Here is a 17,423-nt window from a genome sequence, read left to right as displayed (position 1 = left end):
GCTCCCGGTCACGGCACGTGCCGGCGGGCGCGCAGGGCCAGGCTCAGCGCCAGGACGGTCTGCGGGTCGTCGAGGTCCGTGCCGAGCAACTCCCCGATCCGCGCCAGCCGGTTGTAGAGCGTCTGCCGGTTGAGGTGCAGCTCGCGCGCCGTCTCCGCCTTGCGGCCCGCGTGCGCCAGGTACGTCTGGAGCGTGGGCAGCAGGGGCGGCTTGGAACGGTCGTCGTGGTCGCGCAGCGGACCGATCGCCCGGTCCACGAACGCCGCGAGGTCCGGATGGTCGCGCAGCCGCCACAGCAGCAGGTCGATGTCGAGGCGCCGGGCGTCGTACCAGGGCCGGTCGGTGAGCCCTTGCGCGGCGGTCGCCGTCTCCGCCGCGTGCCTGAGCCCCGCCGACGCCGCCGCCCAGCCGCCGGCCACACCGACGACCACGACGGGCGGCTGCGCTCCCGGCCGCTGCATCCCGGCCCGCTCCGCGCCCGCCCGCAGCGCCGCCGCGACCCGGTCCGCGACCGCCGCCCGCTCCGACTCCGAGCGCAGGCCCAGCAGCAGTGGGACCCGGCCCTCCACCGGACGCACGCCCAGCAGCACCGGCACCCCGACCGACGCCAGTTCCTCGGCGACCGCCCGCGCCAGCACCGCCCAGCCGCCGCCGGCGGGGGACAGGGCGTCGCCGAGCCGCATCACCACGGGGAGCAGCGGGCCGGCCCCGGGCTTGAAGCCGAGGACGCGGGCCTGCGCCGGGGCGTCCTCAGCGGTGATCCGGCCCTCGGCGAGGTCGGTGAGGAAGTCGCCTCGCCCGCGCGCCGCCAGCTCCTCCTCCTGCCGTGCCTGCATCAGCACCACGGCGAGGATGCCGGCCGCCCGCTCCGCCGCCATCCGGTGCACCTGCGCCAGCGGGGACCGTACGGGGAGCATCACGAGCCGGGCGCGCACCGAACCGGGGCCGGGGCCCGCGCCGGTGCCCGGGCCGGGCGCGGTGCCCGCACCGGGGCCGCCGCCGGGCACGTCGACCAGGACCGAGCCCGCCGGGGGAGGGGCGTCCTTGTGCGGGCCGCGCAGGCCCTCCCACACCTGGAGCGGGTCGGCGCCCTCCGGGCCGGAGCCGGCGGCGTACAGCAGGCGGCCGTCGGTGGTCTCCAGGAAGACCGGGTTGTCGCCGAAGCCGGCGAGGATGCCGAGCACCTGGGGGACTCCGCCGCCGCCCAGCAGGGCGTCCGTGCAGCGGCGGTGGACCTCCTCGGCGCGCTGGAGGAGTGCGTAGTGGCCGTTGACGATCTCGGTGTGGATCTCCTCGGTGACCGTCACGAACGGCACCTCCCGGTGCAGCTGCACCAGCGGCAGGCCCGCCGTGCGGGCGGTGTCCACGAGAGCGGCGGGGAGGCGGGCGAAGCGCGGGCCGAGTTCCACGACGAGGGCGGCGATGCCGCGTTCCGCGAGGGTGCGGACGAAGGCGCGCTGCTCGGCGGGGCGGGTGCCGAGGCCGTAGCCGGTGGTGAGGAGGAGCTCGCCGCCCTTGAGGAGGGAGGCGATGTTGGGCACCTCGCCGGCGTGCACCCAGCGGACGGTGCGGTGCAGGCGGTCGGCGCCGGCGAGGATCTCCGGGAGGCCGCTGCGGAGGCCGGGGAGTTCCAGGGCGCGCTGCACGGTGATGCCCGTGGGCGGGGGTGCGGCGGCGGTGTTCATGGAGCGGACGGTACCCGGGGGTGTGCGCCGGGCACACCTCGCGTAAGCGATGGCTGAGGGCGGGACGGTGCCGACGGGGCGCGCAGGTCAGCCGGGCGGGACGGCGGCTGCCCGCGGCCAGGGCGGCGCGGGCAGCCGTTCGTCGGCCTCTGTGCGGCCCGCTAGCCCCCGTACGCCCCGCTCGCCGTCAGCCTCAGGGCCGTGTCGATCAAGGGGACGTGGCTGAAGGCCTGGGGGAAGTTGCCGACCTGGCGCTGGAGGCGGGGGTCCCACTCCTCGGCCAGGAGGCCCAGGTCGTTGCGGAGCGAGAGGAGCTTCTCGAAGAGCTTGCGCGCCTCGTCCACGCGGCCGATCATCGCCAGGTCGTCGGCCATCCAGAACGAGCAGGCCAGGAAGGCCCCCTCGTCGCCGGGCAGACCGTCCACGCCCTCGTCGCCGCCCTCCGTGGGGTAGCGCAGGATGAAGCCGTCCGAGGTGGACAGCTCCCGCTGGATGGCCTCGATGGTGCCGATGACCCGCTTGTCGTCCGGTGGCAGGAAGCCCATCTGCGGGATCAGCAGCAGCGAGGCGTCCAGCTCCTGGGAGCCGTAGGACTGCGTGAAGGTGTTGCGTTCCTTGTCGTAGCCCTTCTCGCAGACGTCCCGGTGGATGTCGTCGCGCAGCTGCTTCCAGCGCTCCAGCGGACCGTCGGCGTCGCCGGACTCGATCAGCTTGATGGTGCGGTCGACGGCGACCCAGGCCATCACCTTGGAGTGCACGAAGTGGCGGCGCGGGCCGCGCACCTCCCAGATGCCCTCGTCCGGCTCCTGCCAGTGGTCCTCCAGGTAGCGGATCAGCTTGAGCTGGAGCACCGAGGCGTAGTCGTTGCGGGCCAGGCCCGTCATGTGGCCCAGGTGCAGGGCCTCGGTGACCTCGCCGTAGACGTCGAGCTGGAGCTGGTGCGCGGCGCCGTTGCCGACCCGGACCGGGGTGGAGTCCTCGTAGCCCGGCAGCCAGTCCAGCTCCGCCTCGCCGAGTTCGCGCTCGCCGGCGATGCCGTACATGATCTGCAGGTTCTCCGGGTCGCCGGCGACCGCGCGCAGCAGCCACTCGCGCCAGGCGCGGGCCTCCTCGCGGTAGCCGGTGCGCAGCAGCGAGGACAGGGTGATCGCCGCGTCGCGCAGCCAGGTGTAGCGGTAGTCCCAGTTGCGGACGCCGCCGATGTCCTCCGGCAGGGAGGTGGTGGGCGCGGCGACGATGCCGCCGGTGGGGGCGTACGTCAGGGCCTTCAGCGTGATCAGGGAGCGGACCACGGCCTCCCGGTAGGGCCCGTGGTACGTGCAGTGCTCGACCCAGTCGCGCCAGAAGTCCTCGGTGGCCTCCAGGGACTGCTCCGGCTCCGGCAGCGGCGGGGGCTCCTTGTGCGAGGGCTCCCACGAGATGGTGAACGCGATCCGCTCACCCGGAGCGACCGTGAAGTCCGCGTACGTGGTGAGCGCCTTGCCGTAGGTCTCGGCCTCCGTGTCGAACCACACGGAGTCCGGGCCCGCGACGGCCACCGTGCGGCCCTCGTGCTTGCGCACCCACGGGACCACCCGGCCGTAGCTGAACCGCATCCTGAGCTCCGAGCGCATCGGCACCCGGCCGGAGACGCCCTCCACGATCCGGATCAGCTGCGGCGCGCCGTCGCGCGGCGGCATGAAATCGGTCACCCGGACCGTGCCGCGCGGGGTGTCCCACTCGGACTCCAGGATCAGGGAGTCGCCCCGGTAGGTCCGCCGGGCCGCGGTGGGCGGCTCGGCGCCGGGCGCGTAGGCGGGGCCCATCCGCCAGAAGCCGTGTTCCCCGGTTCCCAGCAGGCCCGCGAAGATGGCATGCGAGTCGAAGCGGGGCAGGCACAGCCAGTCGACTGTGCCGTCCCGGCAGACCAGCGCGGCGGTCTGCATGTCTCCGATGAGTGCGTAGTCTTCGATGCGCCCGGCCACGTGCAACTCCAGTCGAACGGCCACGTCACCCCCGCATGGGGGCGGTCGCTAGTGCGGTCAAGGGGGGTCAGGGGTGAGTCATGTGTCGTTGAGCCATGAAGCAAAGCAGCCGTCCGGCCGTGAAGCCAAACGCTGTGCCGCAAAAGACAATTGTTGCTCAACGGACTGACGAGCTCTCGTTGTTCCGGTGCTGACGGGCGGGGGGTGGTGCCGTGTCGCCGGGCGGGCTCGGCAGCGAACGTCCGAGCAGGATACGACGCACGTAGATGATCTGTGTGCCGCTCCGGACAACGCGCATCCGCCGAACGGGTGACCGCCGGGTGAGGAAACGGTGAGCCGCGTGCCAGGGTGACGGCATGTGCGCGGAGGGTGGCCGGAAGCCGTCGCCCCGCGGCGCTGATACGCTGGTAGCCCGTGGACCGGTGGGAGAAAAACCCCGGAACCGCAGCGACGGCGCCGCCGACGGCAACCCGGCTCGACCGGGTCGGACGACGGACGCACCGCACCCCAGACCGCGACCACGGGAGCCCCCTCTTGGCCATGCCGCCCAAATCTTCGACGACCAAGCACATCTTCGTCACCGGGGGTGTCGCCTCCTCGCTCGGCAAGGGGCTGACCGCCTCCAGCCTCGGCATGCTGCTCAAGGCGCGGGGTCTTCGCGTGGTGATGCAGAAGCTCGACCCTTACCTCAATGTCGACCCTGGCACGATGAACCCGTTCCAGCACGGTGAGGTCTTCGTCACCAACGACGGAGCCGAGACCGACCTGGACATCGGCCACTACGAGCGCTTCCTCGACCGCGACCTCGACGGCTCGGCGAACGTCACCACCGGCCAGGTGTACTCCACGGTGATCGCCAAGGAACGGCGCGGCGAGTACCTGGGCGACACGGTCCAGGTCATCCCGCACATCACCAACGAGATCAAGCACCGCATCCGTCGCATGGCGACCGACGAGGTCGACGTCGTGATCACCGAGGTCGGCGGCACGGTCGGCGACATCGAGTCGCTGCCGTTCCTGGAGACCGTCCGCCAGGTCCGGCACGAGGTCGGCCGCGACAACGTGTTCGTGGTGCACATCTCCCTCCTGCCCTACATCGGTCCCTCGGGCGAGCTGAAGACCAAGCCCACCCAGCACAGCGTCGCCGCGCTGCGCAACATCGGCATCCAGCCGGACGCCATCGTCCTGCGCTGCGACCGTGAGGTACCCACGGCGATCAAGCGCAAGATCTCCCTGATGTGCGACGTCGACGAGGCCGCCGTGGTGGCCTGCCCCGACGCCCGCTCGATCTACGACATCCCGAAGGTCGTGCACGCCGAGGGCCTGGACGCCTACGTGGTCCGCAAGATGGACCTGCCGTTCCGCGACGTGGACTGGACGACCTGGGACGACCTGCTCGACCGCGTCCACAAGCCCGAGCACGAGATCACCATGGCGCTGGTCGGCAAGTACATCGACCTGCCCGACGCCTACCTCTCGGTCACCGAGGCCCTGCGCGCCGGCGGCTTCGCCAACCGGGCCCGCGTGAAGATCAAGTGGGTCACGTCCGACGACTGCAAGACCCCGGCCGGTGCCAAGGCCCAGCTCGGCGACGTCGACGCGATCTGCATCCCGGGCGGCTTCGGCGAGCGCGGAGTGACCGGCAAGGTCGGCGCGATCAAGTACGCCCGTGAGAACAAGATCCCGCTGCTGGGGCTCTGCCTGGGCCTGCAGTGCATCGTGGTCGAGGCCGCGCGCAACCTGGCCGGTGTCGAGGACGCGAACTCCACCGAGTTCGACCCCGCCACCGCCCACCCGGTCGTCTCGACCATGGCCGAGCAGCTGGACATCGTGGCCGGTGAGGGCGACATGGGCGGCACCATGCGGCTCGGCATGTACCCGGCCAAGCTGGCCGAGGGCTCGATCGTCCGCGAGGTGTACGACGGCAAGGAGTACGTCGAGGAGCGGCACCGCCACCGCTACGAGGTGAACAACGCCTACCGCGCGGAGCTGGAGAAGAAGGCCGGCATCCTCTTCTCGGGCACCTCCCCGGACGGCAAGCTCGTCGAGTACGTCGAGTACCCGCGTGACGTCCACCCCTACCTGGTCGCCACGCAGGCGCACCCGGAACTGCGCTCGCGCCCGACCCGCCCGCACCCGCTCTTCGCCGGGCTGGTCAAGGCCGCGGTCGAGCGGAAGACGTCGAAGTAACACACCAGTTGTACGGTGGCCGGGGAACGCGCATTCAAACGCGCGGGCCCCGGCTTTTCGCGTACGTCTGGAAGGGCAGGTCAGGCATGACGGGCAGCACGATCAAGGATGTCCCCGAGGAGTGGGAGGTCCGGGGCAGCGAGACCCCCTTCCGGGGCAAGAAGACCTCCGTGCGCACGGACGAGGTCGTCATGCCCGACGGCTCCGTCGCCTCCCGCGACTACCAGGTCCACCCCGGCTCCGTCGCCGTCCTCGCCCTGGACGACGAGGGACGGGTCATCGTCATCCGGCAGTACCGGCACCCCGTGCGCGAGAAACTGTGGGAGATCCCGGCCGGCCTGCTCGACGTCCCCGGCGAGAACCCGCTGCACGCCGCCCAGCGCGAGCTGTACGAGGAGGCGCACGTCAAGGCCGAGGACTGGCGGGTGCTGACCGACGTCTACACCACCCCCGGCGGCTGCGACGAGGCCGTACGGATCTTCCTCGCCCGCGACCTCTCCGAGGCGGAGGGCGAGCGTTTCGAGGTCGAGGACGAAGAGGCCGACATGGAGCTGGCCCGGGTGCCCGTCGCGGACCTGGTCCGGGGCGTGCTCGCGGGCGACCTGCACAACAACTGCCTGGTCGTGGGCGTGCTCTCGTTGGTCGCCGCGGAGCAGGGCGACGGCCTCGACGTGCTCCGTCCCGCCGAGGCGCCGTGGCCGGCGCGTCCGTTCGAGGCCTGAGCGCTCCTCGGGAGCCGCGTCGGTGTGACCATAGGCTGATCCGATCGGGGGATGTGCCCGCGCTGCTCCACCGGGAACGTCGCAGACCGTGAACTAGGCTCGGGAAACGCCCGAACCGGGGTTCCGGCGGGCGCCGGTGCGCGGTGGGATCGGGAGTGTGGCCCGTGACGGATCAGGCGGTGGACACGGACGGCGTACGGCTGTCGCAGGACCCTGCTGAGCAGAATCGGTTCCTGGGCCGCACCCGGGAGTTGAAGGAGCTGCGCGCCGACATCGAGCGCGCGGGCCTGGACACCCTCTCCGGCCGCAAGGCCCCCCGCGCGCGCGTGCTGCTCATCGCGGGCCGCCCCGGCTCCGGCCGCACCGCGCTCGCCGAGGAACTGGCCGCCAAGGTCGCCGACTCCTACCCCGACGGTGTGCTGCGCGCCCGGCTGAGCGAGCCGGACGGCACCCGCGTGCCGGTGGGACGCCTGGCCAGGGAACTGCTCACCGAGCTGGAGTGCGCCGCCCCGCCCGGGGCCGACGAGGACGACCTCACCGAGGCCCTGCGCACCGCCCTCGCCGACCGCAAGGTGCTGCTCCTGCTCGACGACGCCGCCGACGCCGAGCAGGTCGACGCCCTGCTGCCGGACACCCCGGACTGCCTGGCCGTCGCCGTCGCCCAGGGCCCGCTCACCGGCATCGCGGACGTCCGCCCGTGCACGCTGGGCGGCCTGGACACCAAGTCGGCGGTGGAGCTGCTGTCCCGGCACACCGGGTCGGTGCGCATCACCGTCGATCCCCGGGCCGCCGAGCAGCTGGTCGAGGCGTGCCAGGCGCAGCCCGCCGCGCTCACCCTGGCCGGCGGCTGGCTCGCCGCCCGGCCTCAGGCGGCCGTCGCCGACCTCGCCAAGCACGTGCGCGCGGAGGACGGCGAGGGCACACCGCTCAGCCGCGTGTTCCGCGTCGCCTACACGTCGCTGCCGGCCCCGGCCGCCCGGATACTGCGCCTGCTCTCCCTCGCCCCCGCCGGGATGGTCGACCCGCACACCGCCTCCGCGCTCGCCGGCTGCTCGGTGAACGGCGCCCGCACCACCCTCGACGACTTCGTGGCCCTCGGCCTGCTGACCGCGGTCGACTCGCCGCTGCCCGAGTACGAGGTGCCCGGGTGCCTGCACGACCGGCTGCGGGCCCTCGCCGAGAGCCACGACCGGCCCGCCGAGCTCCAGCTCGCCCGCGCCCGCATGCTGGAGCGGACGGTGCGGCTGCTCCAGTCCTGCCGGGCGGTCACCGAGACCGACAGCCCGCAGGCCCGCGAGAAGCTCGTCGGCATGCCCCGGGCCCTGCGCTTCCCCACCCCCAGGGCCGCCGCCGACTGGCTGCGCGCCCGCCGCCCCGCCCTGCTGGCCGCGGCCCGGCTCGCGGTCGCCGACGGGGAGCTGGACACCCTCGCCCGGCGGCTGATGTCCCAGCTGGTGCGCGCCATGGTCGCCCACTTCGGCACCCAGGCCGCAGCCCCCGACCTGTACGGCATCCACCGCCTCGTCCTCGACGTGGCCGAGCGCCGGGAGCTGCCCCGTGAGAAGGCCGCGGCCCTGCTCAACCTGGCCGACCTGGACGCCCGCACCGGCCGCACCGCCGAGGCCCTGGTCCGCTACCGGGCCGCGCTGGACGCCGGACGTGAGGCGAACGACCCGTACGCGACCGCCCGCGCGATGGAATCCGTAGGCGGCGCCCACCTGGAACTGGGTGACTACGACCGGGCCGCCGACTGGTTCGGCCGGGCCCTCGCCCAGCGGCTCGCCCGGGACGAGCGCGCCGACGCCGCCCGCGTCTACGGCCGCCTCGCCACCGCCCACACCTACGCGGGCCGCTACGGCGAGGCACTGCGCGGCTGGCGCGCCGCGGTCGCGGGGTACCGCCGGACCGGCGATGTGGCCGCACAGGCGCGGGCCTTGAGCGAACTGGCCCGCGTCCAGGAGTACGCCGGACGCCCGGAGGAGTCGCTGCGCACCTGTCAGGAGGCCGTCGAGTTGGCCCGCCGGGCCGACGACGTCCGGCTCCAGGCGGCGCTGCACCTGCGGCTGGCCGACACCCTCGACCGGCTCGGCGACCCGGCGGCGGCCGGGCTGCAGCGGGGCGCAGCAGACCGGATGCTGAGGGAAGATCTCGAAGAAGCCTGCGAAATCCGCAGCGCTTCGACTGAAGATTGATGCTTTGAAAGGCTAGACAGCGGGAACACCTTCATTAGACTGGCTCTGCCGCACGTTCTTGCGGTCTCTCCCGTTGTGCCCACGTGTGCGCGGGTATGTGTAGTAATAGCCCCATCCTCTGAGCCAAGGACCGTGATCGACGTGAAGGTCGGTATCCCCCGCGAGGTCAAGAACAACGAGTTCCGGGTGGCCATCACCCCCGCCGGCGTGCACGAGCTGGTGCGCCACGGTCACCAGGTCGTCATCGAGCGTGACGCCGGTGTGGGCTCCTCGATCCCCAACGACGAGTACGTCGCCGCCGGCGCGCGGATACTCGACACCGCCGACGAGGTCTGGGCCACCGCCGACCTGGTGCTCAAGGTCAAGGAGCCCATCGCGGAGGAGTACCACCGCCTCCGCAAGGACCAGACGCTCTTCACCTACCTGCACCTGGCCGCCTCCAAGGAGTGCACGGACGCCCTCGTCGAGTCCGGCACCACCGCCATCGCCTACGAGACGGTCGAGCTGGCGAACCGCGCGCTGCCGCTGCTCGCCCCGATGTCCGAGGTCGCGGGCCGGATCGCCCCGCAGGTCGGCGCCTACCACCTGATGGCCCCCAACGGCGGGCGCGGCGTGCTGCCCGGCGGCGTGCCCGGCGTGACCCCCGCCAAGGCCGTCGTCATCGGCGGCGGCGTCTCCGGCTGGAACGCCACCCAGATCGCCGTCGGCATGGGCTTCGACGTGACCCTGCTCGACCGCGACATCAGCAAGCTGCGCGAGGCCGACAAGATCTTCGGCACCAAGGTCAAGGCCGTCATGTCCAACTCCTTCGAGCTGGAGAAGGCCGTCCTCGAAGCCGACCTGGTCATCGGCGCGGTGCTCATCCCGGGTGCCAAGGCCCCGAAGCTGGTCACCAACGAGCTGGTCTCCCGGATGAAGCCGGGAAGTGTTCTTGTCGACATCGCGATCGACCAGGGCGGCTGCTTCGAGGACTCCCACCCGACCACGCACGCCGAGCCGACCTTCAAGGTCCACAACTCGGTCTTCTACTGCGTCGCCAACATGCCGGGCGCGGTGCCCAACACCTCCACCAACGCCCTCACCAACGCCACGCTGCCGTACATCGTGGAGCTGGCGAACCGCGGCTGGGCCGAGGCGCTGCGCCGCGACCCCGCACTGGCCAAGGGCCTCAACACGCACGACGGAAAGGTGACTTACCGCGAGGTCGCCGAGGCGCACGGCCTGGAGTACGTCGACCCGGCCACCCTGCTCGCCTGAGGCCTGTCCTAAGTCACCAAACGGCAAAGGCGATACGTCAACAGTCGCCGTCAACCGCGCACACCCGGCCGGACCTTGCCCGACAAGGTCCGGCCAGGTGTGTGTATGGTCACTTTGCGATTCTCGGTCAACTCGCCTCGAACGTAACGCTTCAACCGATTCGCGCACCGGTGAAACCTGCTGTGCGACGGCCGTACGCCCTTGACAGGGGGTTGTTTCATTGCCGACACATCGGGCCGGGTCCGGCGGATTGTGTTGCTGCGGACGCCCGACACGCCATAGAGTCGCCGAACGTCGGCATGGTGCCACGCTGACCTGTCTAGAAGTTCCCTGGTCACCAAGGAGGTAAGACGACTTGTGAATGAGTCGACATTTACTCCCGGGGGTGGTCAACCAGGAATGCCTGCACGGGCCGAGAGCCCCGGGCGTCTCGAGGCTGTCGGCTCCGTCGCTGTACGCACCTTCGCAGCCGCCCACCAGAGTCCGCAGGCAACTCAGACAGCACACATGAGTATGGATGGCCAACACGTGAACGCCATGGCCGGCGACGGAAGTGGCGCGCCCCGCAACCACTTCGCCGACTACGACGAACTGCCCGAGGGGCACTTCTACGATCCGGACGCGGAGTACGAGCCCGATCCCGAGTACGCGGCGACGCTCGCGCCCGACGCGGCCCGCCAGCGCCGGGAGCGCATCGGCCCGACGGGCCGCCCGCTGCCGTACTTCCCGATCCCGGGCCCGCTGACCGATCACGGCCCCGCGAAGATCATCGCGATGTGCAACCAGAAGGGCGGCGTGGGCAAGACCACGTCGACCATCAACCTGGGTGCCGCGCTCGCCGAGTACGGGCGCCGGGTGCTGCTCGTCGACTTCGACCCGCAGGGCGCGCTGTCGGTCGGTCTCGGCGTCAACCCGATGGAGCTCGACCTCACCGTCTACAACCTGCTCATGGAGCGGGGCATGGCGGCCGACGAGGTGCTGCTGAAGACGGCGGTCCCCAACATGGACCTGCTGCCCAGCAACATCGACCTGTCGGCGGCCGAGGTGCAGCTCGTCAGCGAGGTCGCGCGCGAGTCGACGCTCCAGCGCGCCCTGAAGCCGCTGATGGACGACTACGACTTCATCGTCATCGACTGCCAGCCCTCGCTCGGCCTGCTCACGGTCAACGCGCTGACCGCCGCGCACAAGGTGATCGTGCCGCTGGAGTGCGAGTTCTTCGCGCTGCGCGGTGTGGCGCTGCTGACCGAGACGATCGAGAAGGTCCAGGAGCGGCTCAACCCCGACCTGGAGCTCGACGGCATCCTCGCCACCATGTACGACTCACGCACGGTGCACAGCCGTGAGGTGCTCGCGCGCGTGGTCGAGGCGTTCGACGATCACGTCTACCACACGGTCATCGGGCGCACGGTCCGCTTCCCGGAGACCACGGTCGCCGGTGAGCCGATCACCACCTACGCCTCCAACTCCGTCGGTGCCGCCGCCTACCGCCAGCTCGCCAGGGAGGTGCTCGCCCGGTGTCACGCCGAGTGAGTCTGCCGGGGGCCGACGAACTCTTCCGTACGACAGGGGGAACGGCGCTGCAGGCGTCCTCCCCGCGGCGACCGGCCAACGGGGAAGCCCGGGTGCCGGCGCCGGCGGGGGAGAGCGACCAGGCCGCGGCCGAGGACGCACCGCAGTCGGTGCCCGCGCAGGGCGGTGACGGCGCGGGCGCGGAGCACGCCGCGGCGGACGCGGAACAGGGCTCGGCGGGCGAGTCCCGCAGCCGCGGCGCGGAGCGGCCGCGCGGGGGCGCGGCGCCGGGCGCGGCCACGCAGGAAGGTTCTGCCGCCCAGGCCCAGCCCCAGTCCCGCAAGCGCGGCCGGGCCGCCGCACGCCGGCCCAGCGGCCGCGAGCGCCACGACGAGAAGATCACCGTGTACGTCTCCGCCGAGGAGCTGATGGACCTCGAGCACGCCCGTCTGGTGCTCCGGGGCGAGCACGGACTGGCCGTCGACCGCGGCCGCATCGTCCGCGAGGCCGTCGCGGTCGTCCTCGCCGACCTGGAGACCCGCGGGGACGCCAGCATCCTCGTACGACGGCTGCGCGGGCGGTAGCGGTAGCCTGCGGGGGCCATGACCTCGTACGACGCCTCCCGCCCCGGCCCTCGCGCCGGCCGTCGGCGCGCACTGGGCCCGGGGCCCGGCGAACGGGCGGCTCCGCCGGTGGCGCGGGAGCCGGACGCTTCCGGTGCCTCTGGTGCCTCCGGTGCGTCTGAGACGGCCGAGGCCGCCGACGCGCCCGAGGCACCCGCCGGGCCCGGGTCGTCCGGGCTCACCGTCCCGGAGGCGGGTTCCGGCGCGGCCGGCCCCGAGAGCGGTCACCCGTCGTCCGGTCCGCCGGGGCCCCGGACCGGTCCCGGCCTGTCCGGGGCCGCCGGTCGCGAAGCCGGTCCTGCCGGTCCTGCCGGTCCTGCCGGTCCGGAGGATGGTCCGCGATCGTCCCGGCCGGCGTGGGCCGAGAGCGGTCCCGAGTGGTTCGGGTCCGTCGCTTCGGGCCCCGTCCCCGCTGCTGACTCCGGCCGGTCCGGGGCCGAGGGCTCCGAGGGCCGTCCCGCACCGTCCTCGGCGGTCGGTGCCGGAACGGACACCGAAGCGTCCGGCCATGCCGATGCCGATGCCGATGCCGATGCCGATGCCGATGCCGGTCACCGGTCCGTCGGCGCCGAGTCGGAGGAGGCCGCCGCATCCGGCGCCGCAGAGGCGTCGCCGCGCGGCACGGTGACGCCCCCATGGGCTCCTCTCCCGGCGTCCGAGCCCCGGCCAGAGGGTGCCGAACGCCGCCAGAGGCCGCCGCGGGACGCTGCGGCGCCCGGGGGCGCGGAGACGCCGGAACGGCCGCCTCCGGGGCCGGTGGACGTCCCCGGCACGCCACCGGCCGACGCCGACGCGCCGGCCGCCCTCCCGCAGGGCGTGCCCGGCGAGGGCGAAGGCGTCTTCAAGGTGCGGCTCGCCAACTTCGAGGGGCCCTTCGACCTGCTCCTCCAGTTGATCTCCCGGCACAAGATGGACGTCACGGAGGTCGCGCTGTCCAAGGTGACCGACGAGTTCATGGCGCACATCCGCGCGATGGGCCCGGACTGGGACCTGGACGAGACGACCGAGTTCCTGGTGGTCGCGGCCACCCTGCTCGACCTGAAGGCGGCCCGGCTGCTGCCCGCCGCCGAGGTCGAGGACGAGGGCGACCTCGCCCTGCTGGAGGCCCGCGACCTGCTCTTCGCCCGGCTGCTCCAGTACCGCGCGTACAAGCAGATCGCGGAGATCTTCAACGACCGGCTGGAGGCCGAGGCCCGCCGCCACCCCCGCACCGTCGGCCTGGAACCCCACCACGCCGAGCTGCTGCCCGAGGTCGTCATCAGCATCGGCCCCGAGGGCTTCGCCCAGCTCGCCGTGAAGGCGATGCAGCCCAAGCCCAAACCGCAGGTGTACGTCGAGCACATCCACGCCCCGCTGGTGAGCGTGCGGGAGCAGGCGGGGATCGTCGTCGCCCGGCTCAAGGAGCTGGGGGAGACCAGTTTCGGAGTCCTGGTCGAGGACACCGACGACACTCTGACCGTCGTGGCCCGCTTCCTCGCGCTGCTGGAGCTGTACCGGGAGAAGGCCGTCGCCCTGGACCAGGAGACCGCCCTCGGCGACCTGCTGGTGCGCTGGACCGGCGGGGACGGGGACACCGAACCGGTGGTGACCGACGAGTTCGACCGGCCGCCCGAGGCGCCGAAGGAGGAGCAGAAGGCGTGAGTGAAGAGACCACCGAGGCCGGCGAGGTTCCGGCCGGGCCCGCCGCCGTCGCCGACCTCGCCCTCAAGCCCGCCCTCGAAGCCGTCCTCATGGTCGTCGACGAGCCCGCCACCGAGGAGCACCTCGCGAAGATCCTCCAGCGGCCCCGGCGGCAGGTCGCGGACGCCCTGCGCGAGCTGGCCGACGAGTACACCGTGCAGCGGCGCGGCTTCGAGCTGCGCCTGATCGCGGGCGGCTGGCGCTTCTACAGCCGCCCCGAGTACGCGGCGGCCGTCGAGGGCTTCGTCCTGGACGGCCAGCACGCCCGCCTCACCCAGGCCGCCCTGGAGACCCTGGCCGTCGTCGCCTACCGCCAGCCGGTCAGCCGCAGCCGCGTCTCCGCCGTGCGCGGTGTGAACTGCGACGGTGTGATGCGCACCCTCCTCCAGCGGGGCCTGGTGGAGGAGGCGGGCACGGAACCCGAAACAGGTGCGATCCTGTACGTGACGACGAACTACTTCCTGGAGCGGATGGGCCTGCGCGGCCTGGACGAGCTCCCGGAGCTCGCGCCCTTCCTCCCGGAGGCGGCGGCGATCGAGGCCGAGACACTGGAAGCGGTCCCGTCGTTCGATCCGGACGCCCCGGATTCCGAGGACGCAGACGACAAGACGGAACTTTGATGCGAAGCAGCAGCGGCAGGAACAGCAGCGGAAACAACGGCGGGAGCCGTGGTGGCAACAGCGGCGGCCGCGGCGGGAGCAGCGGGGGCCGCGGCAACTACCGCGGCGCCGGCAACAACCGCGACGACAGGCAGGGCGGTCGTCCGAAGAAGCCGCGCCCGGAGGAGCGGCGTTACGACGTGGGCCCCGGTGCCACCAAGGACGGCCCGAAGTCGGGCCGCGGCCCCTCGGCCCGGGGCGGCGCCAAGGGCGGCCCGAAGCGGCCCCAGCAGCGCGGGCGCAGCGCCCCGGCCACGTCCCGCGAGTACGAGACGCGGGCCGAGGAGCGCAACCGCGAGCGGTACGCGGGCAAGAAGGACGTCAAGCTGCCCAAGACCTTCCCGGGCGCCGAGCAGGAGGGCGAGCGGCTGCAGAAGGTCCTCGCCCGCGCGGGCTACGGCTCCCGGCGCGCCTGCGAGGAGCTGATCGAGCAGGCGCGCGTCGAGATCAACGGCGAGATCGTGCTGGAGCAGGGCCGCCGAGTCGACCCCGAGAAGGACGAGGTCAAGGTCGACGGCCTGACCGTCGCCACGCAGTCGTACCAGTTCTTCTCGCTGAACAAGCCCGCCGGTGTCGTCTCCACCATGGAGGACCCGGAGGGCCGCCAGTGCCTCGGTGACTACGTCACCAACCGCGAGACCCGTCTCTTCCACGTCGGCCGGCTCGACACCGAGACAGAGGGCGTCATCCTGCTCACCAACCACGGTGAGCTGGCGCACCGCCTGACCCACCCCCGGTACGGCGTGAAGAAGACCTACCTCGCGCACATCGTGGGTCCCATCCCGCGCGACCTGGGCAAGCGCCTGAAGGACGGCATCCAGCTGGAGGACGGTTACGCGCGCGCGGACCACTTCCGGGTCGTCGAGCAGACCGGCAAGAACTACCTGGTCGAGGTCACCCTCCACGAGGGCCGCAAGCACATCGTCCGCCGGATGCTGGCCGAGGCCGGCTTTCCGGTCGACAAGCTGGTGCGCACCGCCTTCGGCCCGATCACCCTGGGCGACCAGAAGTCGGGCTGGCTGCGCCGGCTGTCCAACACGGAGGTCGGGATGCTGATGCAGGAGGTCGACCTGTAGGCCTCCTTCCTGGTTCTCCCAGGTCTCCAAGGGTTGTTCCGAGCACCCGCCTTCTTTATAGTCCTAGTGACTATTAAGGGGGTGGGTGCTCGTGCACGGCTACGACAAGCACGCCTACGAGCCGTTCGCCGTCACCGTCGACCTCGCCGTCCTCACGCTCCGCGCGGGCGCGCTGCACGTGCTGCTGGTGGAACGGGGGCAGGAGCCGTACGCCGGCCGCTGGGCGCTGCCCGGCGGCTTCCTGCTGCCCGAGGAGTCGGCGGAGGAGGCGGCCCGGCGCGAGCTGGCCGAGGAGACCGGCCTCGCCGACGTGACCGGGCCGCACCTGGAGCAGTTGCGCACCTACAGCGACCCCGGCCGCGACCCCCGCATGCGGGTCGTTTCCGTGGCCTTCGCCGCGCTGCTGCCGGATCCTCCCCCAGACTCGGGGGACCCCCACCTCGCTTCGCTCGAACCGCACGGCGGCGGTGACGCCGCCGAGGCCCGCTGGATGCCGTACGACACGGCCCGCGACCTCGCCTTCGACCACGACCGGATCCTGGCCGACGCCCGGGACCGCGTCGGCGCCAAGCTGGAGTACACCTGCCTGGCCACTGCCTTCTGCCCGGCCGAGTTCACCCTCGGCGAGCTGCAACAGGTCTACGAGACGGTGTGGGGCACGGCCCTGGACCGGCCCAACTTCCGCCGCAAGGTGCTAGCCACCCCGGGCTTCGTGGAGGCCGTCCCCGGCGCCGCCCGCCTCACCGGCGGCCGCGGCAAACCGGCCGCGCTCTACCGCGCGGGCCCCGCCACCACCCTGCACCCGCCCCTGCTCCGCGCCCCTCGGGAAGGACGCCCCGCATGACCACGACCACCGTCACCAAGCGCGCCGCCACCGGGGCGCTCACCGGACTCGCCCTCGGCGACGCGCTGGGCTTCCCGACCGAGTTCAACGACGTCCCGTCGATCCTCGCCAAGTGCGGCCCGTGGCGGGAGATGGACCTGCCCCGGCCCGCGATCGTCACCGACGACACGCAGATGACGCTGGCGCTGGGGAAGGGGCTGCGGACGGCGATGGAGCGGGGGCTTCTCGGCCCGAAGCGCATGGAACGGCCGGTGCGCGAGGAGTTCGTCGACTGGTACCAGTCGCCGGAGAACAACCGGGCGCCGGGCAACACCTGCCTCCGCGCCTGCGACCTGCTGAAGACGCCCGACCGCCCCTGGCAGGACGCCTCCCAGATCCACTCCAAGGGCTGCGGCGCCAACATGCGCGTCGCGCCGGTCGGTCTGGCGCCCGGTCTCAGCGACGAGCAGCGCGCGGGCGCCGCCCAGCTGCAGTCCGCGCTCACCCACGGTCACCCCACCGCCCTCGCCGCCTCCGACCTGACCGCGCACGCCGTACGGCTGCTCGCCGAGGGAGCCGAGCCGACCGGGCTGGTCGGGCTGCTGCGCTCGTACGCCTACGACAACCGCACCCGCTACCACGAGCGCTGGCTCGGCGACCTGTGGACCCGAGCCCAGGACCCGACGCCCGAGCACTTCATCGCCCGCGGCTGGGACGACTGCCTGGCGATACTCGACCGGCTCCAGCACGCCGTGCGCACCGTGTCGCCGGAGACCGACCCGTGCCTGGCGGTGGGGGAGGGCTGGATCGCCGAGGAGGCCATGGCGGCCGGGCTGCTCTGCTTCCTGCTCTTCGTCGACGAGCCGCTGACCGTTCTGCGCCGCGGCGCCTGCACCTCCGGTGACTCCGACTCCATCGCCTGCCTCGCGGGCGCCTTCGCCGGCGCGTACCTGGGCGCCGACGCGTGGCCGGCCGAGTGGGCCGACCGCATCGAGTACCGGGCCGACCTGCTGGCCCTCGGAGCGCTCTGGGACGCTTGAGCG

At 72.5% G+C, this 17,423-nt stretch carries 13 protein-coding genes; 11 read left to right on the top strand and 2 right to left on the bottom strand.

The window, feature by feature from the left end:
• Window positions 1-8: 8 nt before the first annotated feature.
• Together M6G08_RS33465 and M6G08_RS33460 are read right to left on the bottom strand one after the other, a co-directional pair.
• The gene (locus M6G08_RS33465; RefSeq protein ID WP_272590880.1) at window positions 9-1,685 is read right to left on the bottom strand and encodes a PucR family transcriptional regulator; all 1,677 of its coding nucleotides are present in this window, start codon (window positions 1,683-1,685) and stop codon (window positions 9-11) included.
• Window positions 1,686-1,846: 161 nt separating this feature from the next.
• The gene (locus M6G08_RS33460; protein WP_272591500.1) at window positions 1,847-3,649 is read right to left on the bottom strand and encodes a glycoside hydrolase family 15 protein; all 1,803 of its coding nucleotides are present in this window, start codon (window positions 3,647-3,649) and stop codon (window positions 1,847-1,849) included.
• A gap of 540 nt (window positions 3,650-4,189) precedes the next feature.
• On the opposite strand from M6G08_RS33460, the gene pyrG reads away from it, so the two are divergent.
• From pyrG to M6G08_RS33405, 11 genes are all read left to right on the top strand, one after another.
• Window positions 4,190-5,839, top strand: coding sequence for a CTP synthase (gene pyrG, locus M6G08_RS33455; RefSeq protein ID WP_272590879.1), 1,650 nt, complete (start codon window positions 4,190-4,192; stop codon window positions 5,837-5,839).
• Window positions 5,840-5,925: 86 nt separating this feature from the next.
• Window positions 5,926-6,561, top strand: a complete 636-nt coding sequence (locus M6G08_RS33450) for an NUDIX domain-containing protein (protein ID WP_272590878.1) — start codon at window positions 5,926-5,928, stop codon at window positions 6,559-6,561.
• 164 nt (window positions 6,562-6,725) lie between these two features.
• Complete coding sequence (locus M6G08_RS33445) at window positions 6,726-8,753, top strand: tetratricopeptide repeat protein (RefSeq protein ID WP_272590877.1); 2,028 nt, start codon at window positions 6,726-6,728, stop codon at window positions 8,751-8,753.
• Between the two features lie 141 nt (window positions 8,754-8,894).
• On the top strand, window positions 8,895-10,010 hold the full coding sequence (gene ald, locus M6G08_RS33440; protein WP_272590876.1) for an alanine dehydrogenase: 1,116 nt from the start codon (window positions 8,895-8,897) through the stop codon (window positions 10,008-10,010).
• A 399-nt stretch (window positions 10,011-10,409) separates the two neighbouring features.
• Window positions 10,410-11,540, top strand: a complete 1,131-nt coding sequence (locus tag M6G08_RS33435; RefSeq protein ID WP_198941482.1) for a ParA family protein — start codon at window positions 10,410-10,412, stop codon at window positions 11,538-11,540.
• Window positions 11,525-12,103, top strand: a complete 579-nt coding sequence (locus M6G08_RS33430) for a hypothetical protein (RefSeq protein WP_272590875.1) — start codon at window positions 11,525-11,527, stop codon at window positions 12,101-12,103. Before M6G08_RS33435 ends, M6G08_RS33430 begins: the two co-directional genes overlap by 16 nt.
• A gap of 795 nt (window positions 12,104-12,898) precedes the next feature.
• Window positions 12,899-13,783, top strand: a complete 885-nt coding sequence (locus M6G08_RS33425; protein WP_383146728.1) for a segregation and condensation protein A — start codon at window positions 12,899-12,901, stop codon at window positions 13,781-13,783.
• On the top strand, window positions 13,780-14,442 hold the full coding sequence (gene scpB / locus M6G08_RS33420) for an SMC-Scp complex subunit ScpB (protein ID WP_272590873.1): 663 nt from the start codon (window positions 13,780-13,782) through the stop codon (window positions 14,440-14,442). Before M6G08_RS33425 ends, scpB begins: the two co-directional genes overlap by 4 nt.
• Window positions 14,442-15,557 carry a pseudouridine synthase gene (locus M6G08_RS33415; RefSeq protein WP_272590872.1) on the top strand — a complete coding sequence of 372 codons (1,116 nt, stop codon included), beginning with the start codon at window positions 14,442-14,444 and terminating at the stop codon, window positions 15,555-15,557. The genes scpB and M6G08_RS33415 overlap by 1 nt, the downstream gene beginning before the upstream one ends.
• Before the next feature lie 91 nt (window positions 15,558-15,648).
• Complete coding sequence (locus M6G08_RS33410) at window positions 15,649-16,401, top strand: NUDIX hydrolase (RefSeq protein ID WP_272590871.1); 753 nt, start codon at window positions 15,649-15,651, stop codon at window positions 16,399-16,401.
• Entirely contained in the window at window positions 16,398-17,420 is a 1,023-nt protein-coding gene (locus M6G08_RS33405; protein WP_272590870.1) for an ADP-ribosylglycohydrolase family protein, read from the top strand. Before M6G08_RS33410 ends, M6G08_RS33405 begins: the two co-directional genes overlap by 4 nt.
• Window positions 17,421-17,423: the final 3 nt, after the last annotated feature.

This window comes from Streptomyces sp. M92 (assembly GCF_028473745.1).
Taxonomy (GTDB): domain Bacteria; phylum Actinomycetota; class Actinomycetes; order Streptomycetales; family Streptomycetaceae; genus Streptomyces.
This window is presented reverse-complemented; position numbering and strand designations above follow the sequence as displayed.